The 25,473-nt window shown below is 72.0% G+C and carries 26 protein-coding genes and 1 pseudogene; 14 read left to right on the forward strand and 13 right to left on the reverse strand.

The features are described 5' to 3' along the window. Nucleotides 1-899: 899 nt before the first annotated feature. Nucleotides 900-1,724, forward strand: a complete 825-nt coding sequence (locus ACIGXM_RS02715) for an HAD family hydrolase (protein ID WP_396557346.1) — start codon at nucleotides 900-902, stop codon at nucleotides 1,722-1,724. A gap of 356 nt (nucleotides 1,725-2,080) precedes the next feature. On the opposite strand, the gene ACIGXM_RS02720 is transcribed toward ACIGXM_RS02715, so the two are convergent. Then, a complete protein-coding gene (locus ACIGXM_RS02720; RefSeq protein WP_396556083.1) occupies nucleotides 2,081-2,983 on the reverse strand; it encodes an oxidoreductase in 903 nt (300 codons plus the stop codon). A 198-nt stretch (nucleotides 2,984-3,181) separates the two neighbouring features. Between ACIGXM_RS02720 and ACIGXM_RS02725 the strand changes: the two genes are divergently transcribed. Together ACIGXM_RS02725 and ACIGXM_RS02730 are read left to right on the forward strand one after the other, a co-directional pair. Beyond that, nucleotides 3,182-4,186, forward strand: a complete 1,005-nt coding sequence (locus tag ACIGXM_RS02725; RefSeq protein WP_396556085.1) for an ATP-binding protein — start codon at nucleotides 3,182-3,184, stop codon at nucleotides 4,184-4,186. 457 nt (nucleotides 4,187-4,643) lie between these two features. Continuing rightward, nucleotides 4,644-6,863 (forward strand): SulP family inorganic anion transporter, encoded by a 2,220-nt coding sequence (locus ACIGXM_RS02730; protein ID WP_396556087.1) that lies wholly within the window; start codon nucleotides 4,644-4,646, stop codon nucleotides 6,861-6,863. A 72-nt stretch (nucleotides 6,864-6,935) separates the two neighbouring features. Here ACIGXM_RS02730 and ACIGXM_RS02735 read toward each other — a convergent pair whose 3' ends face one another. Next, on the reverse strand, nucleotides 6,936-7,238 hold the full coding sequence (locus ACIGXM_RS02735) for a hypothetical protein (protein WP_396556089.1): 303 nt from the start codon (nucleotides 7,236-7,238) through the stop codon (nucleotides 6,936-6,938). A gap of 517 nt (nucleotides 7,239-7,755) precedes the next feature. On the opposite strand from ACIGXM_RS02735, the gene acs reads away from it, so the two are divergent. After that, the gene (gene acs / locus ACIGXM_RS02740) at nucleotides 7,756-9,711 is read left to right on the forward strand and encodes an acetate--CoA ligase (protein WP_396556091.1); all 1,956 of its coding nucleotides are present in this window, start codon (nucleotides 7,756-7,758) and stop codon (nucleotides 9,709-9,711) included. 80 nt (nucleotides 9,712-9,791) lie between these two features. Here acs and ACIGXM_RS02745 read toward each other — a convergent pair whose 3' ends face one another. After that, a complete protein-coding gene (locus ACIGXM_RS02745) occupies nucleotides 9,792-9,956 on the reverse strand; it encodes a hypothetical protein (protein ID WP_396556093.1) in 165 nt (54 codons plus the stop codon). A 212-nt stretch (nucleotides 9,957-10,168) separates the two neighbouring features. On the opposite strand from ACIGXM_RS02745, the pseudogene ACIGXM_RS02750 reads away from it, so the two are divergent. The 7 genes and pseudogenes from ACIGXM_RS02750 to ACIGXM_RS02780 form a co-directional block, all read left to right on the forward strand. Continuing rightward, nucleotides 10,169-10,414: pseudogene (locus ACIGXM_RS02750) on the forward strand (ATP-binding cassette domain-containing protein); the annotation flags it as partial. A 442-nt stretch (nucleotides 10,415-10,856) separates the two neighbouring features. Next, nucleotides 10,857-11,321: a hypothetical protein gene (locus ACIGXM_RS02755; RefSeq protein WP_396556095.1), complete on the forward strand. Its 465-nt coding sequence runs from the start codon at nucleotides 10,857-10,859 to the stop codon at nucleotides 11,319-11,321. 207 nt (nucleotides 11,322-11,528) lie between these two features. Further along, the gene (locus tag ACIGXM_RS02760) at nucleotides 11,529-11,927 is read left to right on the forward strand and encodes a hypothetical protein (protein ID WP_396556097.1); all 399 of its coding nucleotides are present in this window, start codon (nucleotides 11,529-11,531) and stop codon (nucleotides 11,925-11,927) included. 340 nt (nucleotides 11,928-12,267) lie between these two features. After that, nucleotides 12,268-13,596 carry a Na+/H+ antiporter NhaA gene (gene nhaA / locus ACIGXM_RS02765; RefSeq protein WP_396556099.1) on the forward strand — a complete coding sequence of 443 codons (1,329 nt, stop codon included), beginning with the start codon at nucleotides 12,268-12,270 and terminating at the stop codon, nucleotides 13,594-13,596. A 136-nt stretch (nucleotides 13,597-13,732) separates the two neighbouring features. After that, nucleotides 13,733-14,200: a phage holin family protein gene (locus ACIGXM_RS02770; RefSeq protein WP_396556101.1), complete on the forward strand. Its 468-nt coding sequence runs from the start codon at nucleotides 13,733-13,735 to the stop codon at nucleotides 14,198-14,200. Nucleotides 14,201-14,319: 119 nt separating this feature from the next. Further along, a complete protein-coding gene (locus ACIGXM_RS02775) occupies nucleotides 14,320-15,375 on the forward strand; it encodes an alpha/beta fold hydrolase (RefSeq protein WP_396556103.1) in 1,056 nt (351 codons plus the stop codon). 181 nt (nucleotides 15,376-15,556) lie between these two features. Beyond that, complete coding sequence (locus ACIGXM_RS02780; protein ID WP_396556105.1) at nucleotides 15,557-15,745, forward strand: hypothetical protein; 189 nt, start codon at nucleotides 15,557-15,559, stop codon at nucleotides 15,743-15,745. A 61-nt stretch (nucleotides 15,746-15,806) separates the two neighbouring features. Here ACIGXM_RS02780 and ACIGXM_RS02785 read toward each other — a convergent pair whose 3' ends face one another. The 5 genes from ACIGXM_RS02785 to ACIGXM_RS02805 all read right to left on the reverse strand — a co-directional run bounded on the left by ACIGXM_RS02785 (nucleotide 15,807) and on the right by ACIGXM_RS02805 (nucleotide 20,117). Next, on the reverse strand, nucleotides 15,807-16,508 hold the full coding sequence (locus ACIGXM_RS02785; RefSeq protein WP_396556107.1) for a metal-dependent hydrolase: 702 nt from the start codon (nucleotides 16,506-16,508) through the stop codon (nucleotides 15,807-15,809). Nucleotides 16,509-16,676: 168 nt separating this feature from the next. Then, entirely contained in the window at nucleotides 16,677-17,861 is a 1,185-nt protein-coding gene (locus ACIGXM_RS02790; protein ID WP_396556109.1) for a MarP family serine protease, read from the reverse strand. Between the two features lie 111 nt (nucleotides 17,862-17,972). Continuing rightward, the gene (locus ACIGXM_RS02795; protein ID WP_396557348.1) at nucleotides 17,973-18,638 is read right to left on the reverse strand and encodes an NUDIX hydrolase; all 666 of its coding nucleotides are present in this window, start codon (nucleotides 18,636-18,638) and stop codon (nucleotides 17,973-17,975) included. A gap of 23 nt (nucleotides 18,639-18,661) precedes the next feature. After that, nucleotides 18,662-19,543 (reverse strand): endonuclease III, encoded by an 882-nt coding sequence (nth, locus tag ACIGXM_RS02800; RefSeq protein ID WP_396556111.1) that lies wholly within the window; start codon nucleotides 19,541-19,543, stop codon nucleotides 18,662-18,664. 79 nt (nucleotides 19,544-19,622) lie between these two features. Further along, nucleotides 19,623-20,117: an FBP domain-containing protein gene (locus tag ACIGXM_RS02805; RefSeq protein WP_396556113.1), complete on the reverse strand. Its 495-nt coding sequence runs from the start codon at nucleotides 20,115-20,117 to the stop codon at nucleotides 19,623-19,625. Between the two features lie 77 nt (nucleotides 20,118-20,194). On the opposite strand from ACIGXM_RS02805, the gene ACIGXM_RS02810 reads away from it, so the two are divergent. The 3 genes from ACIGXM_RS02810 to ACIGXM_RS02820 all read left to right on the forward strand — a co-directional run bounded on the left by ACIGXM_RS02810 (nucleotide 20,195) and on the right by ACIGXM_RS02820 (nucleotide 22,830). Beyond that, a complete protein-coding gene (locus ACIGXM_RS02810) occupies nucleotides 20,195-20,776 on the forward strand; it encodes a TetR/AcrR family transcriptional regulator (protein WP_396556115.1) in 582 nt (193 codons plus the stop codon). Between the two features lie 65 nt (nucleotides 20,777-20,841). Continuing rightward, a complete protein-coding gene (locus ACIGXM_RS02815) occupies nucleotides 20,842-21,939 on the forward strand; it encodes a PP2C family protein-serine/threonine phosphatase (RefSeq protein WP_396556117.1) in 1,098 nt (365 codons plus the stop codon). 216 nt (nucleotides 21,940-22,155) lie between these two features. Next, nucleotides 22,156-22,830 (forward strand): Crp/Fnr family transcriptional regulator, encoded by a 675-nt coding sequence (locus tag ACIGXM_RS02820; RefSeq protein WP_030240972.1) that lies wholly within the window; start codon nucleotides 22,156-22,158, stop codon nucleotides 22,828-22,830. A gap of 28 nt (nucleotides 22,831-22,858) precedes the next feature. Here ACIGXM_RS02820 and ACIGXM_RS02825 read toward each other — a convergent pair whose 3' ends face one another. The 5 genes from ACIGXM_RS02825 to ACIGXM_RS02845 all read right to left on the reverse strand — a co-directional run bounded on the left by ACIGXM_RS02825 (nucleotide 22,859) and on the right by ACIGXM_RS02845 (nucleotide 25,458). Next, the gene (locus ACIGXM_RS02825) at nucleotides 22,859-23,680 is read right to left on the reverse strand and encodes an MBL fold metallo-hydrolase (protein ID WP_396556119.1); all 822 of its coding nucleotides are present in this window, start codon (nucleotides 23,678-23,680) and stop codon (nucleotides 22,859-22,861) included. 8 nt (nucleotides 23,681-23,688) lie between these two features. Continuing rightward, entirely contained in the window at nucleotides 23,689-23,883 is a 195-nt protein-coding gene (locus tag ACIGXM_RS02830) for a hypothetical protein (RefSeq protein ID WP_396556121.1), read from the reverse strand. Next, entirely contained in the window at nucleotides 23,870-24,769 is a 900-nt protein-coding gene (locus tag ACIGXM_RS02835; protein WP_396556123.1) for an NUDIX hydrolase, read from the reverse strand. Before ACIGXM_RS02835 ends, ACIGXM_RS02830 begins: the two co-directional genes overlap by 14 nt. 66 nt (nucleotides 24,770-24,835) lie before the next feature. Continuing rightward, nucleotides 24,836-25,300, reverse strand: a complete 465-nt coding sequence (locus ACIGXM_RS02840; protein ID WP_396556125.1) for a RidA family protein — start codon at nucleotides 25,298-25,300, stop codon at nucleotides 24,836-24,838. Then, nucleotides 25,300-25,458, reverse strand: coding sequence for a DUF4177 domain-containing protein (locus tag ACIGXM_RS02845; protein WP_100889483.1), 159 nt, complete (start codon nucleotides 25,456-25,458; stop codon nucleotides 25,300-25,302). The genes ACIGXM_RS02840 and ACIGXM_RS02845 overlap by 1 nt, the downstream gene beginning before the upstream one ends. Nucleotides 25,459-25,473: the final 15 nt, after the last annotated feature.

A 25,473-nucleotide genomic window follows, 5' to 3' on the forward strand; every position in this document is an offset into this window, starting at 1 on the left:
CCGGGGGCGTGTTTCGGCGCCCCCTGGGCCCCCGGGCCCGGGCCCCGGGGCGGTTCCGGGGGGGGGGGGGGGGCCCCCCCGGGGGCCCCCCGGGGGGGGGGGGCGCGCGGGGGGGGCCGGCCCGCGACGGTGGGAACCTCGGCCGGCGGCCTGGCATCAGGGGGCGAACCGCATCCCCGGACCGGCCGTCGCTTCGGCGTGGCCCCCACAGTGCCGTCGGGCCGGCCGTTCGTCTGCCGCGAATCGATTTCTGTGGATAACCCGGGGGGTGTGGACAAATCCGAGTCCACTCGAGAGGACTCACTCACTCGTGCGGGCGTATCTCGGCAATGAATTGACAACCGCCGAACAGTCGCCGCGAGCGAGGCATTGGACTACGGAGAGTGATCAGTGGCAACGAGGGCTCCGCCGTCCCTCCCTGCCCGGACGCCACCCCCGGCACCCCTCCAGCACCTCCCCCACACCAGCCGCCAGCCTTGGAAAATGGGCTCGGACATGCGACGACCCCCGCCGGGGGGGAGAGCGGGGGTCGTCTATCCACGGCCCGACTCGGGGGGGAGGAGCCGGACCGGGTTAGCACGGTCGCGAACGATCCGTGACTTCCATGGTGTACCCGAGCGGCCAGAAACACAAACCCGCAGGGCCCCGAGTACACCGAATGGCGGCGTCATCGAAGCCGCCATCTATCCTCGGTTGCTGTGGACACCACCGAGAACGCCGACCTCGCCAACGGCGACGAGAACTCCGCCTCGGAGACCGCGCCGACCGCCAGTCCGGAGCCGACCCCCGCCTCGGACCACGACGCGAGTGCCGTCCCGGCAGCGGTCCAGCCGGACGGCGCGACACCGGCGGACGACACCCCCCGAGCCACGACCCCAGCCGATCTCACCCGCGTCGGACTGCCCGACGCACCCCACCCGGCCACCCCGCGCACCGCCGCCTTCTTCGACCTCGACAAGACGATCATCGCCAAGTCGAGCGCCCTCGCCTTCAGCCGCCCCTTCTACCAGGGCGGTCTGATCAACCGTCGGGCCGTACTCAAGAGCGCCTACGCCCAGTTCGTCTTCCTGGTCGGCGGCGCTGACCACGACCAGATGGAGAAGATGCGGCAGTACCTCTCCACCCTGACCCGCGGCTGGAACGTGCAGCAGGTCCGCGAGATCGTCGCCGAGACGCTGCACGGCCTGATCGACCCGTTGATCTACGAGGAAGCTGCCTCCCTGATCGTGCGGCACCACGCCGCCGGTCGCGATGTGGTGATCGTCAGCAGTTCCGGAGCCGAGGTGGTCGAGCCGATCGGCGCCATGCTCGGCGCCGACCACGTCATCGCCACCCGACTGAAGATCGAGGACGGCCGGTACACCGGCGAGATCGAGTACTACGCCTACGCTGAGAACAAAGCGGCCTCGATCCGCGAGCTGGCCGAGCGGCAGGGCTACGACCTCGCGGAGTGCTACGCCTACAGCGACTCCATCACCGATCTGCCACTGCTGGAGGCGGTCGGCCGCCCCTCCGCGGTCAATCCCGACCGCGGACTGCGCAAGGAGGCCGTGGCCCGTGACTGGCCGGTACTGGTCTTCGATCGTCCCATCGAACTGCACCGCCGGCTGCCCGAGTTCAGGGCCCCCAGTCGCACGGCGGTGGTCGCCGTCGCGGTCGGAACGGCCATGGTGACCGCCGGACTGGTCTGGCACCTGGCCAAGCGGCAGCGTCCAGTCAACTGACCAACTGGCAGCATCTGTCAGCAAATCGGACAAAAGGTAAAGAATTCGCCGTTCGAGTTCCGTTTGCCCCGGATCCGAGATACAAAGGGTTTACGGCCCGCGAGACCCGGAAGGACCCGAAGAGGTCAGACCGACACCGCAGTTCAGGCCCCACGGACCGCGTACAGGTTCCGAGCACCCACGTGCAGCCGACCCGCGATACGGGCCGCCGCACCAGGCGAACGGGCAGGATCCCCGCCTGATGGGCACATCCGGTGCACGCATGGTCACCCGGAATGTTGTACCAGCGGCGGTACCAGCGGTCAGGGTGCCGCCGCAACTCACTGTCCGGAGCGGGAACGAACCGCTCCGGCCGGTCAGACCATCCCGCGCTGCATCGCCTCGCAGACCGCCGTGCTCTCCCGAACCCCCAACCCCAGCGCCAACCCGCAGTGCCCGATCCAGTGCGCCAACCCCTCCGGCGTCCCACTGGCATAGCCGGCTAGCGCCTGCTGGTAGGCGGCCGTGCCGAGTTCGACCAGTCCCACCTCGGCCGGGCAGATCGCCTTCGGGTCCAGCCCCTCGGTGATCAGCACGATCCGCTGTGCGGCCCGGGCGACCATCCCGTTGTGGGAGGCGAACGGGCGCAGCGCCAGCAGCTCGCCGTGCACCACCGCCGCCACGACCAGCGCGGGAGCCGCACCGACGGCCCCCGAGGTGCGCGCCACCAGGAGCCGGGACAGCTGGTCCAGCCGCGCGGCGGCCTCCTCGGGCATGGGCGCCGGCGGCAGCGCGGTCGTCACCGGCACGGGCTGGACGGTCGGCGCGACCGGAGCCGCCACCCCCTCGGCGGCCGCCAACTCCAAGGGGAAGAGCTCGTCGACCGGCTCGCCGGCCTGCCGGGGCCGCCCGGCCGAACTCCCCTCGCCGGCCGCCAGCAGATGCAGCCGCGCCAGGACCTGCAGCGGCGAGGTCCGCCACACGCTCAGCAGCTGCCCGGCCTCGGCCGAGAGCCGCAGCGCCCCACCGATCACGCGATCCTGCTCGCCGGCACTGAAATCGCTCCGCCGCCGAACCTCTTCGAGCGGCCAGTCGGCGCCGGCCAAGGCGGCCGAGGCGCGAGCCCCGCGCAGCGCGGCCTCCGAGGTGACCTCGGGCGCGCGGCGCCGCATAACCCGGTGGCCGTACAACCGGTCCACGGCCTTGCGGACCTCGGCGACGGACTCGGGCACCCCGGGCAGCTCGGCCAGCGGGGCAAGCGGATCAGTTCCAGTGCTCACCTACCCGAGGGTAACGACCCCCTCGACCCGGCCCGCACAGCAACCCCGGCGTCACCCGTTCGAGGCAATCCTCCGGCCCCTCCGGCGGGGCGGCGAGGGCCATGGCTACTATGACGCTATCGGTGACGATAACGATTACCAACAAGCTGACGGCCGGCGCCTCCGTGGCGATCGGCGGAACGAAAGCCGGGAATCCAGATGAAGATCGCCTTTGTCGGCAAGGGCGGCAGTGGCAAGACCACCCTGTCGGCGCTGTTCATCCGCCATCTCGCCGCCGACGGCCGGCCGGTGATCGCGATGGACGCCGACATCAACCAGCACCTGGGGCCGGCCCTGGGCCTGACTGATGATCAGGCAGCCGCGCTCCCCTCGCTCGGCGCCCACCTGCCGGAGATCAAGGAGTACCTGCGCGGCAGCAATCCCCGACTGGCGTCGGCGGACGTCATGATCAAGACCACCCCGCCCGGCCGCGGCTCCCGGCTGCTGCGGATCGTCGAGGAGAACCCGGTCTACGCGACCTGCGCACGTCCGATCGCCCTCGACGAGGGCTCGGTGCGACTGCTGGCCACCGGCGCCTTCACCGAGGAGGACCTCGGGGTGGCCTGTTACCACTCCAAGGTCGGCGCGGTCGAGCTACTGCTCAACCATCTGACTGATGGTCAGGACGAGTACGTGGTGACGGACATGACGGCCGGCTCGGACTCCTTCGCCTCCGGCCTGTTCACCCGGTTCGACCTCACCTTCCTGATCGCCGAACCGACCCGGAAGGGCGCCTCGGTCTACCGGCAGTACAAGGAGTACGCCCGCGACTTCGACATCGCGTTGCGGGTGGTCGGCAACAAGGTCCAGGGGCCGGCCGACCTGGATTTCCTGCGCCGCGAGGTGGGGGACGACCTGCTGGCCGCCTTCGGCCACTCGGACTGGGTCCGCCGCCTGGAGCAGGGCGAGGCGCCGCCGCTGAGCGCGCTCGAACCGGCCAACCGCGAGGTGTTGGAGCTGCTGAAGGCCGAGGCGGACGCGGCGTACCACTGGCGGGACGCCGGCCGGTACACCGCCCAGGCCGTCCACTTCCACCTGCGCAACGCGGAGAGTTGGGGCAACGCGAAGACCGGCGCGGACCTGGCAGCGCAGGTGGACCCGGAGTTCACCCTCGGCCGGCAGACCGGCGTACCCGCCCAGAACCCGGCCACCGCGCCCGCTTGACCTCCGAGCAATCCCACCGGGACCCGACCGAGGGCCGGTGTCGTGGCCGAGCCGGCCACGACACCGGCCCTCTGGTTGTCCCAGCCGGTCCACCACCCGCACCCGTGCCACTCGGAGGGGTGAATCTCGGCTTCAGGGCTCCCGCACACACTTACGCTGTGCAAAGCTTCCATTACCAGCAGTTTACCAAGTCTTGATGCATTGACTTGATGGTGCGCGGGCGGGCCGCTGTCCGACGGCGGTCCGCCCGCACCATCCCGCCCCACCGTCGCGACCCACGACAGCCGTCCGAGCCCGAGAAGAACCGGCGGGGTTGACTGCGTTCGTTCCCCCGGAAAGACGGGAAGCCATGACCCTCGACACTCCTTCTCCCCCCGCCGGTCCCCCCACCGACACCACCCCCGTGAGCCACGCCCCGCCCGGTGCCGCGCCCTCCCACCGAGCCCGGCTACGCGTATTGGCGCGCCACGATCTGCCGGCCTCCGTGGCGGTCTTCCTGGTCGCCGCGCCCTTCGCGCTCGGTATCGCCCTGGCCACCGGCGCGCCGCTGACCGCCGGCCTGGTGGCGGCCGCCGTCGGTGGCATCGTCGCCGGCCTACTGGGTGGTGCTCCGCTCCAGGTCAGCGGTCCCTCGGCGGCATTGACCGTGATCACGGCGGGGCTGATCAGCCAGTACGGCTGGCAGACCACCTGCGCGATCACCGTGGCGGCCGGGCTGCTGCAGATCCTGCTGGGCGCACTGCGGACAGCCCGGTCGGCACTGGCGATCTCGCCCGCGGTGGTCCACGGGATGCTCGCCGGGGTCGGCATCACCGTCGCACTCGCGCAGTTGCACGTCGTGCTCGGCGGGTCGCCACAGCGCTCGGCGGTGGCCGATCTGCGGGCGCTGCCAGCGCAGTTGGCGGGCCCGCACCTGCCCGCCCTGGCAGTCGGTGTGCTCGCCGTCGGGGTGCTCTGCGGCTGGCCGCGGCTCGGCCGGCTGCCCGGACGGGCCGGGCGGATCGGCGGCCTCGTGGCGAGGGTGCCCGCGCCGCTGGCGGCCGTCGCCGGCGGGACGGCGCTGGCCGCCGGCTGTGACTTCGAACTGGCTCGGGTCGAACTGCCGGGTTGGCGCGAACACCAACTGGTCGCGCTGCCGCACGCTCCGCTGCTCGGCCTGCTCGGAGCCATCGTGACGGTCACCGTGGTGGCGAGCGTGGAGTCGCTGCTCTGCGCGGTCGCGGTGGACCGACTCGGTGGCGACGCCGGACAGTTGGACCGCGAGTTGCGCGGGCAGGGGGTGGCCAACCTGCTCAGCGGGTTGCTGGGCGGCCTGCCGGTGGCAGGCGGCGAGGTCCGCAGTTCCGCCAACGTCCGGGCCGGGGCCCGCAGTCGGTGGGCTGCCGTGCTGCACGGCGGGTGGGTCCTACTGGCCGCCGTGGCGCTGACCGGCGGGATGCGACGGATTCCGCTGGCCGCGCTCGCCGCGCTGGTGATGGTGGTGGGCATCCGGATGGTCAGCTTCGCGCACATCCGGCGGGTGCACCGGCACCGGGAGTTCCCGATCTACCTCACCACCGTGGTCGGTGTGGTGCTGCTCGGGGTCCCGCTCGGCGTGGCCATGGGTGGGGGCACCGCACTGTTGCTGGCCCTCTACCGGCTGACCAGGGCGCACGTCGACGCCACCGCCCGGCCGGACGGCTCGTACGGCGTGGAGCTGCACGGCCCGCTGACCTTCGTCACCGTCCCGCGGCTGACCAGGACGCTCGGTGCCATTCCCACCGGCGCCGAGGTCACGGTCTGCCACGACGGCTCGTTCCTGGACCATCCGGCCTTCGAGGCGCTGCACTCCTGGCGCTCGGCCCACATCCTCCGAGGCGGCCGGGTCTCGATGCTGACGGAGCAGCACGGTACCGAGGCGCTCGATCCGGACGGCACGGCGCGGACCACGGTCCTGGCCGAGTCGCACCGTTTCCACGCCTGGACACCGTGGGTCGGCCACCACCGCATCGACCAGGACGAGGACCCGCACGGCCGCCTGCTCGCGGGTGTCCGCGGCTTCCAGTTGCACACCGCACCGCTGGTCCGGCCGGAGCTGGCTCGCCTGGCGCGCGAGGGGCAGACGCCGTCCCAGCTCTTCATCACCTGCGCCGACTCGCGGATGGTGACCAGCATGATCACCAGTAGCGGCCCTGGCGACCTCTTCACGGTGCGCAATATCGGCAACCTCGTCCCCGCCCCGCACGAACCGGGCGCCGCCGACGACTCGGTGGCGGCCGCCGTGCAGTACGCCGTGGAGGTGCTGGAGGTGCGCAGCATCACCGTCTGCGGCCACTCCGGCTGCGGGGCGATGAAGGCCCTGCTCGACGGCGTGCACGAACAGTCGGGTCGGCCGACCCCGCTGGCCCGCTGGCTTCGTAACGGGCGGGGGGCACTGGCCCGGCTCGCCCGGGTTCCCGCGGAGTTCGAGGACCGTCCGGTCGCCGACCGGATCGAGGAGTTGTGCATCACCAACGTGGTGCAGCAGTTGGACCAGTTGCTGGCCAACCCGGCGGTCGAGGAGCGGGTCGAGGCAGGCACCCTGCGCCTGGTCGGGATGTACTTCGACATCGCCGCCGCGCAGGCCTACGTGCTCGACCCGGGGACCGGGCGGTTCAGCGCGGTGGCCAGCTCGCGCGAGATCGCCAGCGCGGCCTGATCCTCCGGCCTCCGCACACCCGGACCTGGCCCGGCGGGCTGTCCCGGGCCAGGTCCGAGCGCCGGTCACCGCTCAGCTGGTGATCTTGTTGGAGATCTTCGAGTAGGCGTATCCGGTGGCCTTGTCCTCGCTGTCCACCCAGAAGGACGGCTCCTGGACGCCCCGCGCAGCGGCGAAGCTCTCCAGGGCGGACGCGTTGGCCCGGGTGAAGTTCTCGTTGTCGTCGTTGCGGCCGGCGATCGGCGTCAGCCCAAGCTTCGCCCAGACCTGAGCCGACGAACCGCCGTAGATCCCGACGAATTGCCCGTGGGTCGCGTTGGCCGCGGACTCGGCGTCCTCCAACGCGTTCTGGCCGTCGCCGAAGTCCATCGTCATGCCGGCAGACCGCGACGGCAGGCCACCGCAGTGGGAAGCGCGGGGTGGGTACGGCATGCCGACGGTCCGGATCGCCGCGAAGGGCCTGCGGCGATCTCAGCGGTTGGCGGTTCCGGAAGAGCACCAGGCGTTCCGGTCGTCACGGTGCTCGCCACGGCGCGGCCGGCCGAGCCGCCCCTCGCATGCCCGGACGTCGGCGGCTCGACCGGGCCATCCGCACACGGACGCTCCGTTCGCATGCCGGTGCACCGCATGCGCACGACGGCCGTGACGACGGCCGGCGGCCGACCATCTCCCTGCCAGGCGCCGGCGTCGGCCGCGGCCCTTCAGAGGTCTACACCAATTTTCCGAAGTGCCCCCTTGTCAACCGGCCTTCCGGCCTGGTGAGCTGTGCCCTGGGACACACAGGACAATCCCCTGCCAACGGGGGAGTTCCCGGCAGCATGAGACCTTCCCGTCGCGGGAACAGCACCATGCGCGGGAACAGCACCATGAGAAGACTCGATGAGGAGTGCGTGTGAGCAACGAGAGCCTGGCCAACCTGCTCAAGGAGGAGCGGCGATTCGCCCCGCCCGCTGAGCTCGCCGCCGCCGCCAACGTCACCGCGGCCGCGTACACACAGGCTTCCGAGGACCGGCTCGGCTTCTGGGCCGAGCAGGCCCGCCGACTCACCTGGGCTACCGAGCCCACCGAGACGCTCGACTGGTCGAACCCGCCCTTCGCCAGGTGGTTCGCCGACGGCCGGCTCAACGTCGCCTACAACTGCGTCGACCGGCACGTCGAGGCCGGCAACGGCGACCGCGTCGCCATCCACTTCGAGGGCGAGCCCGGCGACGGCCGCGCCATCACCTACGCCCAGCTCAAGGACGAGGTCTCGCAGGCCGCCAACGCCCTGCTGGAGCTCGGTGTCAGCAAGGGCGACCGGGTCGCCGTCTACCTGCCGATGATCCCCGAGGCGGTCGTCGCCATGCTCGCCTGCGCCCGGATCGGCGCGGCGCACTCCGTCGTCTTCGGCGGTTTCTCCGCCGACGCCGTCGCCTCCCGGATCCAGGACGCCGACGCCAAGCTGGTGATCACCGCCGACGGCGGCTACCGCCGCGGCAAGCCGAGCGCGCTGAAGCCGGCCATCGACGAGGCGCTGGCCAAGTGCCCGCAGGTCGAGAAGGTCCTGGTGGTACGGCGCACCGGCCAGGAGGTCTCCTGGACCGAGGGCCGCGACGTCTGGTGGCACGAGGCCTGCGAGCGGCAGTCCACCGAGCACGCTCCCGAGGCGCACGACGCCGAGCAGCCGCTGTTCATCCTGTACACCTCCGGCACCACGGGTAAGCCGAAGGGCATCCTGCACACCTCCGGCGGCTACCTGACCCAGGCCGCCTACACCCACCAGGCGGTCTTCGACCTCAAGCCCGAGAGCGACGTGTACTGGTGCACCGCCGACATCGGCTGGGTCACCGGGCACTCGTACATCGTCTACGGTCCGCTCGCCAACGGTGCCACCCAGGTGATCTACGAGGGCACCCCGGACACCCCGCACCAGGGCCGGTTCTGGGAGATCGTCCAGAAGTACCGCGTCACCATCCTCTACACCGCGCCCACCGCGATCCGCACCTTCATGAAGTGGGGCGACGACATCCCCACCAAGTTCGACCTCAGCTCACTGCGGGTGCTCGGCAGTGTCGGCGAGCCGATCAACCCCGAGGCCTGGGTCTGGTACCGCGAGCACATCGGCGGCGGCCGCTGCCCGATCGTGGACACCTGGTGGCAGACCGAGACCGGGGCCATGATGATCAGCCCGCTGCCCGGCGTCACCGAGACCAAGCCCGGCTCGGCCCAGCGCGCGCTGCCCGGCATCTCGGCCACCGTGGTGGACGACCTCGGCGTCGAGGTCCCCAACGGCTCCGGCGGCTACCTCGTTCTCACCGAGCCCTGGCCCTCGATGCTGCGCACCATCTGGGGCGACGACCAGCGGTACATCGACACCTACTGGTCCCGCTTCGAGGGGCGCTACTTCGCCGGCGACGGTGCGAAGAAGGACGAGGACGGCGACATCTGGCTGCTCGGCCGGGTCGACGACGTCATGCTGGTCTCCGGCCACAACATCTCCACCACCGAGGTGGAGTCGGCCCTGGTCGGACACCCCGCGGTCGCCGAGTCCGCAGTCGTCGGTGCCACCGACGCCACCACCGGCCAGGCCATCGTCGCCTTCGTGATCCTGCGCGGGAGCGCGCAGGATGGCAACGGGCTGATCGCAGAGCTGCGCGACCACGTCGGCCGGACGCTCGGCCCGATCGCCAAGCCCAAGCAGATCAAGGTGGTCACCGAGCTGCCGAAGACCCGCTCCGGCAAGATCATGCGGCGCCTGCTGCGCGACATCGCCGAGGGCCGGGAGGTCGGCGACACCACCACGCTGGCCGACTCCTCCGTGATGAACCTCATCCAGTCCCAGCTGCCCGGCGGCGCCAGCGAGGACTGAGTCCGCGCCCGCCCACCGAGGGTCGCTCCGCCGAACGCGGGGCGGCCCTCGGCCGCGTACGGACGGCTGTCGGGCCGATGTCAGCTCGCGCGCTGGTCGGCGACCGGGACGCGCAGCGTCCCGTAGGCGGCCTGGACCAGGAGCCGGCGCCGGGGCGGCGGTGCGCTGACCATCGTGACCAGGCCCGTCCTGGTCGCGGGGCTGAAGCCCGCGAACGCGAAGCAGTCACACGGGCGGAGTGCCACGGCGGGGTGGGACGGCCGACCGGTCCCGCACGTGCTCAACGCTGTTCGGGGCACGGCAGTCCGCACGGGAAGTCGGCCCGGCGCGGTTCCCTGCCCGACCTGGTGCTAGCACCACCTGTCCAACGGGTGCTGGGCTCCTGCGAAGTCGGGTGCCAACGCCAATGCGGCGCGCCGAGGCGAAGCGGCACTCTCATTGCATGACGACGACTCCCATGACGACGACATCCAACAGCGCGGTTCCGACCGCCCAGGCCATCAACCTCACCACGGCGTACGGGCGCCGGACGGTCGTGTCCGGTGTGAGCCTCGCCGCCCGAGCGGGCCTGGTCACCGGATTCGCAGGCTCCAACGGCGCCGGTGGATCGACCACCCTACGGCCGCTGCTGGGCCTGGGGCCTCCCGATGTCGGGCGTGCCCTGATCAACGGCAGACCGTACCCCGCAGCGGCGCCGAACTCCTTACCCCGCTCTCGCAGATGGGCGTGCCGCTCGGCGCGCACCCGTGCCACGTGTGGGGTCAGGACGAGCAAGCCCGTCCGGGTAACAACGGGGATCACCGTGTTCGAGCGGCTGACCGCCCGGGCCTGGCGCGAGCGGCTCTGCTCGCTGCTGAGCCTCCCGCTGGCAGTCCTGGGACGCGCCGCAGTGGTGCTGACCGGCGTGATCAGCGCGCTCTCCGCCGGTTTGCTGTTCCTGCCGATGCTCGTGCTGGCCATCCGCCCAAACCAGGCGCTCAGCTCGCTCCAACGGACCTTCACCCGCCAGAAGTTGCGACTGGAAGTCGCCAACCCACCACGGCTGCCTAGGCCGTCCGGCCTCGCCAGGCTGACGGGCCACCGCCTGGGGAGATGCTGCCGCCTGGCGATCCTGCGCCTACCTGCTGGCCCGAGTCGCGTTGTGCGTGGCGCAGTTCGCATCGGGCTTCTGCTGGTGGGCCTACGGCGTCCTGTTCGTCTGCTGCCCGCTGCTCTGGAAGCTGGATCCGCAACACGAGCGGGACGCGACCGGCACCATGCACAGCTTCGGGATCCAGATCGCGGGGTCCCTCTTCGACACCTTGCCCCGGGCGCTCCTGATCAACGCCGTCGGCCTGCTGGCGCTCTGGGTACCGCTCCGGCTGGCGCGACATCCGCTGGTTGCCGACCACCTCCCGCTGACCCGCCCGTTCGGTCCCTCTGCCGGGTGCTGCTGCTGGTCCAGCTCGCGGAGACCAGGGAGCACGCCATCGACGAGGCAGCGGCCACCCTGCGCCGGATCGAACGGGGACCTGCACGACGGCGCCCAGACTCGACTGGTCGCGCTCGGGATGCGGCTCGGCCGGGCCGAGCGCCTACTGGCCAAGGGCAACGTGGAACAGCCCCCGTGATCCCAGTTCCGCAGCCAGCGGCCGGGCCTCAGCACAACCGTCCGACCGCAGACAACCTGATGAAGCGACACCCGAGTCGAAGGGACGTGATCGAGCGATGCAGGTGGCGGCGGAGGACACCACGATCCTGCGTGCCGACCTGGTACAGCCCGGAAAGTGAGGGCCACCACGTGGCGACGGCCGCCCCGGACGCCGAGCAGTTGCGCAGTGCGGTGGCCAGGCACCAACCCGACCTGGACGCCGCCGACCCACACCGACGAGAGCCTGCGTCCCGCCATCGAACTGCGCGCGGTCAACCCGGCGCTGGCCGTGCCGATCCTCTCCCAGTACATGGAGACCCAGTACGCCAGCGAACTGTTGGCCGGTGGTTCAGCTGGGATGGGATACCTGTTGAAGAAGCGAGTGCTCGACTCCCAGGACTTCATCGACGCCCTGGAGCAGGTGGCAGCCGGCGGCACGGCGCTCGACCCGGAGGCGGTCACCCAGCTGATGGGCGCCCGCCCGACCCGCAACGCGGTGAACCCGCTCAGTCCCCAGGAGCGGGAGGTGCCCGCGCTGATGGCGGAGGGCTGGTCAGTGCCGCGATCGCGTCCGGGCTGGTGGTGACCGAGCGGGCGATCGAGAAGCACGTGGCGAACACCCTCCTCAAGCTGGAGCTTCCGATGCCCCGGCCGACCATCGGCGGGTCCTGGCCGCGCTGCGCTACCTGGGTGCCTGACCCGGTGCCAGGGCAACCTCGGTCACCGAGCCGACCCCACTCGGACCGCAGGGCAGATGGTCATCGTTGCCCATAAAATATGACAAGACGGATATAGGACTTCGGCACCCGGTAGACTGTTAACGTCGCAACAAGATCAGCGACAGTCTCCGAGGCGCGCCGGGAAGTCTGGTCGGCACTGCACCACAGGTGCATCCACACCGTCCCGCTGCCCAGGAGGTCTCCCGCGTGGCCAGCCCGCCGCCCACCGCCCCGTCGTCCCGGCCCCGTCAGTTCCTCGGCAGGCTCTCCCTCCCCGAGCGCAACTATCTGGCGGACGCCCTGCGGACCGAGACGGTCGGCGGCATCCTGCTGCTACTGGCCGCCGCCGCCGCACTCATCTGGGCCAACGTCTGGCCGCACGCCTACGAGAGCGTCCTGGAGGACACCGTCGGGCCGTCCGGCCCGCTGCACCTGAACCTCACGCTGGACGCCTGGGCCAAGGACGGCCTGCTCACCATCTTCTTCTTCGCCGCCGGCATCGAACTCAAGCGCGAGTTCATCGCCGGCGAGCTGCGGACGCCCAGCGCGGCCCTGCTGCCGGTGGTGGCCGCGGTCTGCGGGGTCGCGCTCCCGGCGATCGTCTTCGCCTTGGCCAACAGCGGCCCCGGCGGCCACCCCGGCGGCTGGGCCATCCCGACCGCCACCGACATCGCCTTCGCCCTCGGCGTGCTCGCCGTGGTGGGCAGTCACCTGCCCTCCGCGTTGCGCGCGTTCCTACTCACGCTCGCCGTGGTGGACGACCTGATCGCCATCCTGATCATCGCGGTGTTCTACAGCTCGGGGATCAAGTTCTGGGCGCTCGGGCTGTCCCTGGCGGGGCTGGTGCTGTTCTGGTTCCTGCACCGGCGTGGCGTCCACGGCTGGTACCTCTTCGTCCCGCTGGCGCTGGTGATCTGGGCGCTGATGCACGAGAGCGGAGTGCACCCGACCGTCTCCGGCGTGGCCATGGGCCTACTGCTGCGCTGCCACCGGGAGGGCGACGAGAAACAGTCACCCGGTGAGCGCATCGAGCACCTGGTCCGGCCGCTCTCCGCCGGGGTCGCGGTGCCACTGTTCGCCCTCTTCTCGGCCGGGGTGACCCTCTCGCCCGCGGCGATCAGGGAGGTCTTCACCCAGGCCATGCCGCTCGGCATCGTGCTCGGCCTGCTGGTCGGCAAGAGCATCGGCGTCTTCGGCGGGGCGCGGCTGGCCGCCCGGTTCACCCGGGCCGAACTCAACCCGCAGCTGACCTGGGCCGACCTGTTCGCGGTCGCCACCCTGGCGGGCATCGGGTTCACCGTCTCCCTGCTGATCAGCGAGCTGGCGTTCGAGGGCGACCACGCGCTCGCCGACCGCGCCAAGGCCGCCGTGCTGCTCGGCTCGGTGCTCTGTGCCCTGGTGGCCACGGTGCTGCTCAAGTTGCGCAACCGGCACTACCGGCAGCTCTGCGAAGAGGAGGACCGGGACAGCGACGGTGACGGGATCCCCGACGTCTACCAGCAGGACGACGACCCCTCCTGGCCGCAGGCGCGGTAGTGGCGCGGGCGTCCCGGTCCACGGTGACATACGGTCGGATGACACACCGTCCGCACAGGCGGCCCTGAGTGGTGCCCCACCAGCTGGTGAGGGCATGATCTGAGCTGTCCGGAATCTCAGCAGAGGAGAAGACCAGATGTCCGCAGGAACCGCAGGCCCGTCCGGCAGCGCCCGCGAGCCCTACGAGGGCGAGCGCTCGGTCGGGCAGCTGTTCGCCGCGGCCACCGCCGACCTGTCGGCACTGGTGCACGACGAGATCGCGCTGGCCAAGTCCGAGCTCCGACAGGACGTCAAGCGCGGCCTGACCGGCAGCGTCTCCGGCGTGGTGGCGGGCGTCTTCTTCCTGGCCTCGCTGCCGATGCTCAGCTTCGCGGCGGCGTACGGGCTGAAGTGGCTGGGGCTCCCGCTCGGCTGGTCGTTCCTGATCGTCTTCGGCGTGTACGTCGTGCTGGGCGCGATCCTGGCGCTGCTGGCCGTCCGGTTCTTCAAGAAGGTCGAACCCCCGCGCCGGACCATCGAGGGTGCCCAGGCCACCGCCGAGGTCCTGAAGAACGCCCGCCCCCGCCCGGCCACCCCCGCCGAGCGCGCCGCGCTGGAGCGCTGACCGGCACCGGCCCGCGGCCGACTCCGGCGGTGATCCCGGGGCCGCCGCGTACCAAATCCGCTGTAGCCCGAACGAGTGCCGGGGCCGTGTTCCCGGCCCGGATGTGAAACGCTCTCGTTATGCCGCTCGACCAGACGCCCGTCCCGCCCGTGACCGCAGTGCCCGGCCCCGGAGCCGAAGCGGACCCGACCACGCCCCCGGGCGACGGCGCGACCACCCCCGGCCGGACCACCGGTCAGCTCGGGTCCGCCGGCGCCGCCCAGGGCGGCCGTCCGGTCGGCTGGAGCGTCCGCGAACCCGGCCCGTGGACCCATCGCGACCTGGCCGCGAACGGCGCCCGGTTCCACATCGCCGAGCAGGGCGAGGGGCCGCTGGTCCTGCTGGTGCACGGCTGGCCGCAGTACTGGTGGGCCTGGCGGCACCAGATGGCCGCGCTGGCCGCCGCGGGCTACCGGGCGGCGGCCCTGGACCTGCGCGGCATGGGCGGTAGCGACCGCACCCCGCGCGGCTACGACCCGACCAACCTCGCGCTCGACATCACCGGTGTGATCCGCTCGCTCGGCGAGCACAGCGCCCACCTGGTCGGCCACGACACCGGCGGCTCGCTCGCCTGGGTCGCCGCCGTGATGCGCCCCTCGGTGATCCGCAGCCTGACCGTGGTCTCCGCGGCCCACCCCCGCCACCTGCGCCGGGCTCTGCTCAGGGACCGGCGGCAGATGGCCGCCTTCGAGCACGTCCTGGGCTTCCAGCGCCCGTGGATACCCGAGCGCCGGCTGGTCGCCGACGAGGCCGAGCAGATCGCCCGCTACCTGGGCGCCTGGACCGGCCCGAACCTGCTGGCCCCCGAGGCGGTGGAGAACTACCGCAGCGCCATGCGGATCCCCAGCACCGCGCACTGCTCCATCGAGCCCTACCGCTGGCTGATCCGCTCGATGGCCCGCCCGGACGGCATCCAGTTCGTCCGCCGGATGAAGAAGCCGGTCACCGCACCGACCCTGCACATCCAGGGCGCCGCCGACCCGGTGCTGCTCTCCCACACCGCGCTGGGCGCGGGCGAGTTCGTCGAGGCGCCGTACCGCTGGCGGCTGTTGCCCGGTGTCGGCCACTTCCCGCACGAAGAGGCCCCGGAGGAGTTCAGCGCCGAACTCATCGACTGGGTGAGCGAGCACAAGTAGCCGACTCCGCGTCGACCGGACCCCTTCGCGAGAGCGGCACCGAGGGTCGTTCGCGGCACCCGATGCACGCTCAACTCGCCTTTCTCGACGAGATGTTCCTATGACTGCGGCATACTCCAGTTCGCCCCGGTAAGGGTGGTTACCCGGGCGGGCGCAGGGGCATCCATCCAGCATGACCTGGATGCCCGATCGCACCGCCGCGCCCCGCGGACGGCGCGTCAACCACACGCCCGCGCCCGCCCCGCACCAGCCGGAATGGCCCAACGGCTCGAAGCAGCACCAGAGCGCCGAACCGCATCCACTCGGTATTCCACGGATCCTCGGCCGGCGAGCCCGCTGGGTCGGCGCCCGCCTGCGGCGCGAGGCCTGAGCGGCCTCGCACCACCCGGCGGGCGCCGACCGGTTCGCACCGTCCGGCGCGGCGACAACCGTCAGCTGAGGACGGTCGGCTCCAGGGCCGTGAACCAGAGCAGCGCGAAGGTGGCGACTGTCATGATCGGGACCAGAACCTTGGTCTCCATGTCATTGCCACTGCGCTTGATCAGCACGATCTCGTAGCGCTGCTTGTGCGGCCAGAGCAGCGGCGCGCCCTTCTTGGTCAGGCAGTCGCCCAGCAGGTGGGTGAGCGTGCCGAGGGCGACCGCGTACGGCAGCCAGCCCGGCGCGTCGGGCAGCCACCGGTCCATCCCGAAGGTGCCGAGCGCCGCCAGGCCGACGACCGTCAGCCAGCTCTCCACCCCGTCACCCGGCGGGTGCAACCGCAGCGCCTTGATCGCCAGCGCCAGCAGGAAGAACGACAGGCCCATGGTGAAACCACGCCCCAGGTAGCTCACCCCCGCCCAGGAGCCGAAGCCCATCAGGGCCACGAAGAGCACCGAGTGGGTGGCGTGCCGGTGCCCGCCCGAGATCCAGGCGACGAAGCGGCAGAGCAGCTTGGAGACCGGGCCGAGGAAGTTGGCGATGGTCCCGTCGTGGTGGTCCAGGTCGGGCAGCAGAGCGGCGCCGGCGCAGAGCACCGTCCCGAGCAGGATGTCAGCCGGCTTCAGGTGGGTGTGCAGCAGCAGCGGCGGCAGAAAGGGCGCGGAGCCCGCGTACAACATCGCCCCGCTGACCGCGTGCGAGTGACCCATCATGGCGTTTCCTGACCTCCCGTTCAGGCGCTCCCCGATGCGCCCCCGGTTGGGCCGAACGGGTGAGAGCCCGCCGACGCTATCAGGATGTCCTGACGGACCGCCGGAAGCGGGACCGGCGTGCCTGGCGGTCCGTCAGTGGGAAAGGTCACCAGGGCCGGTCACCGGGGACTACAGGGCGCAGCCCTGGGTGTCCACCTGGGTGTCGGCGGTGGCACCGGCGGTGGCGTCCGGTTTCACCTCGGCGGCGGTCAGCACGTAGCCGGTGTCCGAGCTGTCCAGCGACTTGGCGAAGACCACCCCGTAAACCTGACCGTCCGGGGTGAGCAGCGGTCCGCCGCTGTTGCCCTGGCGGACCAGCGAACGGATCGAGTAGACGTCGCGGACCACCTGGCCACGGTGGTAGATGTCCGGGCCGTTGGCCTGGATCCGGCCGCGGATCCGGGCGGGCTGGACGTTGAAGGCGCCGTTCTCGGGGAATCCGGCCACGATGGCGCTGTCGTTGGTCCGGGCCTCGCCGGCGAAGGTCAGCGGCGGCGCGTTGAGCTTGGGCACGTCCAGGATCGCGATGTCGCGCTGCCAGTCGTAGTCGACGACCGTGGCGTCGTAGAGCGGGCCGCTGCCGCCGACCTGGACCGTGGGCTCGTCGACGCCCCCGACCACGTGGGCGTTGGTCATCACCCGGTGCGGTGCGAAGACGAACCCGCTGCCCTCCAGGGTCTTGGCGCACGAGGTCGCCGTGCCGACCACCTTGACCAGGCTCAGCCGGGCCTTGGCCAGCGCCGGACTGCCGGCCAGCGCCGGGTCGGGGGGCTGCACGTCGGTGATCGGTTCGTGCTCGAATGGGTTGAAGACCTGCGGGAAGCCGTTCTGCGAGAGCACCTTGCTGAAGTCGGAGAACCAGTTCGGCGCGTCGGCCGGCAGCGCGTCCTGCACCCCGGCGAGCACCCGGGAGGTGCGCACCTGCTTGGACACCGTGGGCATCGACGTCCCAGCCAGCGCCGAGCCGATCAGCCAGGCGACCAGCAACATCGACAGCACGTTCACCACCGAGCCGCCGAAGGCGTCCAGCGCCTTGGCCGGACTGCCGCCGATCCGCCCCCGTAGCTTCCAGCCCAGCTGGGTGGTGGCCGCCTGCCCGATCGCCGCGAAGACGATCACCACGACGACGGCGACCACCGAGGCGGTGGTCCCCGGCTTGAGGTGGCTGAGCACCAGCGGAAGCAGCTCCACCGCGATCAGGCCACCCCCCAGGAAGCCCAGGACGGAGAGAATGCCCACCACGAAGCCCTGCCGGTACCCGGACACGGCGAAGCCGATCGCGGCGGCGAGCAGCAGCAGATCCAGCACGTTCACCCCGCCACCCTCCCATGGACTCGCTTCCGCCCGGCAGCGGACCCGGCAACCCGCCCGTTTCTCGCACAGGTCCCGGCCATCCGTCTCACCAGCGGACGCGTCCGGGGCCGGTCAGCCCGGCACGGCCTCCGAGCCGGACTGACCGACCATCCGGGTGCTGTCCCAGGGCAGCTCCAGACCGCTGTGGTGGAGCACCCGGTCGATCACCCCGGCGGTGAAACCCCAGACCACGCGACCGTCCACCTCGAACGCGGGGCCGGTGAACCCCGACGGGTGCCGGTAGCGACCGCGCCGGGCCGGGTCCGCCAGCTCGGCCAGCGGCACCCGGAAGACCGCGCCGGTCTCCCCCGGATCCACCGGCCCGACCGGCGTCTCCCGGCGCCACCAGCCCAGCACCGGGGTCACCACGAAGTCGCTCACCGGGATGTAGAGCGCGGGCAGCGTCGCGAAGACCTGGACGCCGCTCGGATCCAGCCCGGTCTCCTCGGCCGCCTCGCGGAGCGCCGCGGCCACCGGGCCGGGGCCGTGCACGTCGCCGTCGGCCTCCTCCAGCGCGCCGCCGGGGAAGGAGACCTGCCCGGCGTGCTTGCGCAGCGTCCGGGAGCGCTCGATCAGCAGCAGGTCGGGCCCGGCCGGGCCCTCGCCGAAGAGCAGCAGGACCGCGGAGTGCCGCCCGCCCTCGGCCGGCGGCAGGAACCGGCTCAGCTGCTCCGGCCGGACCGTCTCGGCGGCCGTCCGCACTGGCAGCAGCCAGCTCGGCAGCCCGTCCCGCACCATCGGTGCCGTGTCGCCGCGTCCGGTCACCCCGCGGCCCCGTCCACCAGGCCGGTGCCCGCCACGGACGCCGTGCCGTTCGGGCTCGCGGCCCGCCCGGGGTAGTCGGCGGGCGGCTTCAGCCGCTGGCCGGGCTGGCCGCCCAGCTCGTACTTGAGCAGCTTCCGGGCCTTCTCCGGATCGGTCTCGCCCTCGCCGTACGCCGGGCAGAGCGGCGCGATCGGGCAGACCCCGCAGGCCGGCTTGCGGGAGTGGCAGATCCGCCGGCCGTGGAAGACCACCCGGTGCGAGAGCATGGTCCACTCCGACTTGGGGAAGATCTCCGCGACGGCGGCCTCGACGGCCACCGGGTCCTCCGCCGTCGTCCACCCGAACCGCCGGGCCAGCCGACCGAAGTGGGTGTCCACGGTGATCCCCGGCACCCCGTAGGCGTTGCCGAGCACGACGTTGGCGGTCTTGCGGCCGACGCCGGGGAGGGTGATCAGCTCCTCCAGTGTCCTGGGCACCTCGCCGCCGAACTCGTCCCGCAGCTTGATCGACAGGCCGATCAGCGCCTTCGCCTTGTTCCGGAAGAACCCGGTCGGCCGGATGACCTCCTCCAGCTCCTCCGGCGCGGCCGCCGCCATGTCCTGCGGAGTCGGGTACTTCGCGAACAGCGCCGGTGTCGTCTGGTTCACCCGCAGGTCGGTGGTCTGGGCGGAGAGCACCACCGCCACCAGCAGCTGGAACGCGTCCTCGAAGTCCAGCTCCGGGTGCGCGTACGGATACAGCTCCGCCAGCGCACGGTTGATCTTCCGCGCCCGCCGGACCATCGCCTGGTGGGACTCCGGCTTCCCGGACCTCCCGGGCTTCACGACCGCCTTCACCGCCGGCTCGGCCGCAGCCTTCCGGACCTTGCTCTCTGCCATGCACGCAGGCTACGCCGAAGAGGCGACGGCCCGAGGCGCATTCCACCGAGGTCCGCCCCCCCGGGCCGGGTGCGGTCGGTCAGGCCAGGATCCGGGTGAGGAAGCCGGCCAGGTTGGCCCGGGTGCGGTCGATCTTCTCCTCGACGGTGAGCGACTCCTCCAACCGCCCGCCCGGCTCCGGGGTCTTCCGGCCGCGGACGTAGAGCGAGCAGGCGAGGTCGGCGCAGAGGTACGCCCCGACCGAGTTGCCCTCGCGACCGGCCCGGCCCGCCAGACTGGCGGTCATCAGCGACACGCCGTCCGCGGGGTGCGTGGTCAGGCAGAGCGAGCACATGCTGCGGTGCTGGCGGCCGCGCTGCTTGACGGGCGAGCGGAGCACCACGGCGACCAGCCGGCCCTCGTGCTCGGCCACCAGGCAGCCGCGCTCCGGGGCCGTCGGGTCACGCCACCCCAGGAAGTCGAGGTCGTCCCAGGGGCGCTCCGGCAGGTCCCGCGGCAACGTCAGTCGTTTGGCTTCTCCCTTCGAGCAGTTGACGAACGACGATCGGATGTCCTGCTCGGTCACTGACTTCATGATCGGAAGCTAACAATGCCTTGGTACATTAGGCAACTAATTAAGTGTCCTAGGAATCGCTTCGGCGGAGGTGGCGGATGGCTCGTGCCGGTCTGACGACCGATCGGGTGGTGGCAGCGGCGGCGGACCTGGCGGACAGCGCCGGGTTCGAGAACGTCACGGTGTCCGCGCTGGCCCGCGGCTTCGGGGTCAAGGACGCCAGCCTCTACTCGCACATCAGGAACCTCCAGGACCTGCGGACCCGGGTCGCCCTGCTGGCCGGCGGCGAGCTGGTGGACCGGATCTCGGTGGCGGTGGCCGGCCGGTCCGGCAAGGAGGCGCTGGCCGCGTACGCCCACACCTACCGGGCGTTCGCGCTGGAACACCCCGGCCGCTACGCCGCGACCCAGTTCCGGGTGGACCCGGCGATCGCCGCCCAGTCGCCCGCCTTCCACCGCACCGTCGAGACCACCAACGCGATGCTGCGCGGCTACGGGCTGGCCGAGCCGGCCCTGACCGACGCGGTGCGCCTGCTGCGCAGCACCTTCCACGGCTACAGCAGCCTGGAGGCGGCCGGTGCCTTCCACCACTCCCGGAACGTCCAGGCGTCCTGGGAACGGATCATCGACGCGCTGCACCTGGCGCTGGAACAGTGGCCCACGGAGCCATCACAGGACTGATCTCTCCGATAATAAATCGGGATAAAATATCGCCATTCGGATCCCGGGCGGAATCGGGCACGCGCATGGCATCCATCTCCACGCAATGGCCGAGGTACGTGCGGTTCGCCCCGAGCGTGCTGATCGTCGCCGGGCTGGTCTGGGACGCGTTGGCGCCGAAGGACTACTGGGGCGATCCGATGATCGCCGCGGCCTGCGTGACGGCGGGTGCCCTGCTCTCCCTGCGGCACACCGTCGCGGTCGGCACCACCATCGTGGTCGGGATCCTGGTGCTGACCTTCCTGGACGGCTCGCTCGGCCGCCCCGCGGGCTACCTCGAACTGGGCAACACCCTGTTCGCGGCGCTGATCGGCGTGGGGGTGAACCGGGTGGTGGCCCGGCACGGCCGGCACCTGGCCGTCATGCGGTCGGTCGCGGAGGCCGCGCAGCGGGCGGTGCTGCCCACCCCGCCCGAGCGGATCGGGCCGCTGGCCGTCGCCGCGTGCTACCGGGCCGCCCAGACCGAGGCGCTGATCGGCGGCGATGCGTACGCCGTCCAGTCCTCGCCGCACGGCACCCGGATGCTGATCGCGGACGTCCGGGGCAAGGGGCTCGGCGCGGTGAGCGTCGTCTCGGTACTGCTCGGTGCCTTCCGGGAGGCCGCCGAAGAGGCCGCGGACCTGGCCGAACTGGCCGGCCAGCTCGAACACGCGCTGGTCCGGGAGGCCGCCCAGCTCGAGGAGGAGGTCCGGTTGGAGGGCTTCATCACCGCCCTGCTGGGCGAGTTCGCCCCGGATTCGGGCCGACTGCGACTGCTGAACTGCGGCCATCCCCCGGCCTACCTCTGCAACGGCGGCGGCATCCGCGCGCTCGCCCCGCACGAGCCCGGCCTCCCGCTCGGGATGGGCGCCTTCGGCCTCCCGCGGCCGGGCCCGGACGGCTGGCCGTTCGCCGTCGGCGACACCCTGCTGCTGGTCACCGACGGTGTCACGGAGGCCCGGAACGGCTCGGGGACGTTCTACGACCCCGAGCACCGCCTCGCCGGCCGGGGCCCCTTCCAGCACCCCCGGGAGGTGATCGACGTCCTGATCCAGGACATCGAGTACTGGACCGGCGGCCCCCGCGACGACGACATGGCCGTCCTGGCCGTCACCCGCGGCCCGGACGCCCCGCGCACCGAGTGAACGCCGGCCGGAGGGTCGGCCGGGGTCGTCGCGGGGTAGCAATGTGTACGGATGGCCCCGTACCACACTCCACAGCACACCCCCTCCTCATATGATCAGATCGACATGCGCCATGCTTGGTGACAATCAGCACTGTTTCTCCGTCACCGCCATGGAGAACCGCAAGCACTTGGGCCGTCCGAGTCCGACCGCGGACGGCCGAGAAGGAGGAAGCACGTGGACGACGTTCTGCGGCGCGCCGCGCTCTTCGCGGCTCTCGACGACGAACAGGCCGGCGAGCTGCGCGCTTCCATGACCGAGGTGACCCTCGCCCGTGGAGAGTCGCTGTTCCACGAGGGCGACCCGGGCGACCGGCTCTACGTGGTCGCCGAGGGCAAGGTCAAGCTGCACCGCGCCTCGCCGGACGGCCGCGAGAACATGCTCGCGGTGCTCGGCCCCAGCGAGATGATCGGCGAGCTGTCGCTCTTCGACCCCGGACCGCGTACCGCCACCGCCAGCGCGCTGACCGAGGTCAAGCTGCTCGGCCTGGGCCACGGCGACCTGCAGCCCTGGCTGCACGCCCGGCCCGAGGTCTCCATCGCGCTGCTGCGCGCCATCGCCCGCCGGCTGCGCCGGACCAACGACGTGATGTCCGACCTGGTCTTCTCCGACGTGCCGGGCCGGGTGGCCAAGGCGCTGCTGGACCTGTCGCGCCGCTTCGGCGTGCAGTCCGAGGAGGGCATCCACGTCGCCCACGACCTCACCCAGGAGGAGCTGGCCCAGCTGGTCGGCGCCTCCCGGGAGACGGTCAACAAGGCGCTGGCCGACTTCGCCGGGCGTGGCTGGCTCAAGCTGGAGGCCCGCGCGGTGGTGCTGATGGACGTCGAGCGGCTGTCCCGCCGGTCGCGCTGACCCGGCACCACCCCCGAGGACCACGGACTCAGATGAGTCCGTGGTCCTCCAGGTACTGCAGCTGCGCCTGGACGGAGAGCTTGGCGGCCGGCCAGAGCGCCCGGTCGACGTCGGCGTAGACCCGGGCCACCACCTGGTCCGCGGTCCGGCAGCCGTCCTCCACCGCGGTCTCCACCTGGGCCAGCCGGGCGGCCCGGTGCGCCAGGTAGTACTCCACCGTGCCCAGCGCGTCCGCCAGCACCGGTCCGTGGCCGGGCAGCACGGTCCGCACCCCGTGCTCGGCGGCCAGCGTGCGCAGCCGGCGCAGCGAGTCCAGGTAGTCGCCGAGCACGCCGTCCGGGTGGGCCACCATCGTGGTGCCCCGGCCGAGCACGGTGTCGCCGGTCAGGATCGCGCCCTCGGCCGGCAGGTGGAAGGTGAGCGAGTCGGCGGTGTGGCCGGGGGTGGCGACCACCCGCAGCTCCAGGCCGCCGACCGCGATGGTCTGGCCCCCGCGCAGGCCCTCGTCGCCGAGCCGCAGCGCCGGGTCGAGCGCGCGCACCTTGGTCCCGGTCAGCTCGGCGAACCGGGTCGCGCCCTCGGCGTGGTCGTGGTGGCCGTGGGTGAGCAGGGTCAGCGCGATCCGCTTGCCCTGCCGCTCGGCGGTGTCGATGACCGACCGCAGGTGGCCCTCGTCCAGCGGCCCGGGGTCGACCACCACGGCCAGCTCGGAGCCGGGCTCGGAGAGCAGCCAGGTGTTGGTGCCGTCCAGCGTCATCGGGGACGGGTTGGGCGCGAGGACGCAGTGCGCCCGCGCGGTGGCCGCCCCACCGACGGTGTCGGCGGGGTTGCCGGGCAGCAGACCGGTCACCGTGATCCTTACCAGGAGGCGGGGGTGTCGAACCGGCCGCGCTCGGCGCGCCGGGTCAGCGGGCGGGGGTCGAGGTCTCGGACCAGCGCGCGGGGGCTCTCCTCGGCCAACCGGACCCGGCTCCCGGAGCCGAGCCGGCGGGGCGCCAGGAGCCTGGCCGGGAGTTCGCGCACCACGCGGCGAGCCACCTCATCGTGGATCATCGGCGGGTCCTTCCTCGGGATAGTGTCCATCGATGGTCAGCTCTTCATACCCTGACCATCGGACGGTCATTCGATCACCGCGCAGCTCGGCCTCGCCGAGCACGGGGGTCAGGGTGCGCGCCGCGGCCACCTCCAGCGCCTGCCGCGCCGTGCGGACCGGCAGCAGCTCGCGCAGCACCGAGACGGTCGGCGGCAGCATCCCGTAGCGGCCCTCACCGTAGCCGCGGACCGCCTCCGCCGGGCTCAGCCAGGCCACCCGGTCCGCCTCGCCGACGTCGCGGGCGGCCCGCTGGCCGGGCGGCAGTGCGGCGACGAAGAACCAGGTGTCGTAGCGCCGCTCCTCGAAGGCCGGGGTCACCCAGCGGGCCCAGCCACCCAGCAGGTCGCTGCGCAGCACCAGGCCCTGCTCGCGGCAGAAGTCGGCGAAGGAGAGTTCGTGGGCCTCCAGAGCGGCCCGCTCGGCGGTCCAGTCGCGCGCCGGGGCGATGCTGTGCGGGTCCGGACCGGCCAGCAGCACGCCGGCCTCCTCGAAGGTCTCCCGGACCGCCGCGCAGACCACCGCCTGCGCCGTCGCCGGGTCCACCCCGAGCCGCGTCGCCCACACCTCCGGGCTCGGGCCGGCCCAGCCGGGCGACGCCTCGGCGTCCCGCGGGTCCACCCCGCCGCCCGGGTAGGCGTACATCCCGGCGGCGAACGCCATCGAGCTGCGCCGGCGGAGCAGGTAGGCCTGCGGGCCGGCCTCGCCGTCCCGCAGCAGCACCACGGTGGCGGCCGGGCGCGGCACCACCGGGGTCAGCTCGCCGGCCGCCAGCGCCCGGATCCGGGCGGGCCAGCCGGGGGGCATGGGGAGGGCGGCCGGGGCCGGGCCAGGGAGGTTCGCAGCCATGTAGCGGATGCTATGCATCCGGGCCCGGCCGTGAACAGCCCCGGCCGGGCGGCGGCGGATGCGGGGTCAGGCCCGGACCCGGACCTGGATCTCGACCTCGACCGGGGCGTCCAGCGGCAGCACCGCGACGCCGACCGCGCTACGGGCGTGCACCCCGGCGTCGCCGAGCACCTTGCCCAGCAGCTCGCTGGCGCCGTTGATGACGCCCGGCTGGCCGGTGAAGTCCGGCTCCGAGGCGACGAAACCGACCACCTTGACGACCTGCTCGACCTTGTCCAGGTCGCCGATCACCGACTTCACGGCGGCCAGCGCGTTCAGCGCGCAGATCTGCGCCAGCGCCTTGGCCTCCTCGGGGGTCACCTCGCCGCCGACCTTGCCGGTGTTCTCCAGCTTGCCCGCCACCATCGGCAACTGGCCGGAGGTGAAGACGTACTCCCCCGACCGGATGGCCGGGACGTACGCGGCGACCGGCGCGGCGACCGCCGGCAGCTCCAGACCGAGCTCGGCGAGCCGGCTCTCGACCTTGCTCATCAGTTCTTCTCCCGCTTGAGGTAGGCCACCAGCTGCTCCGGGTTGTTCGGGCCGGGCACGACCTGGACCAGCTCCCAGCCGTCCTCGCCCCAGGTGTCCAGGATCTGCTTGGTGGCATGGACGAGCAGCGGCACGGTTACGTATTCCCACTTGGTCATGGGGGTGACTCTAGA

This window comes from Kitasatospora sp. NPDC052896 (genome assembly GCF_044547075.1).
Lineage (GTDB): Bacteria > Actinomycetota > Actinomycetes > Streptomycetales > Streptomycetaceae > Kitasatospora.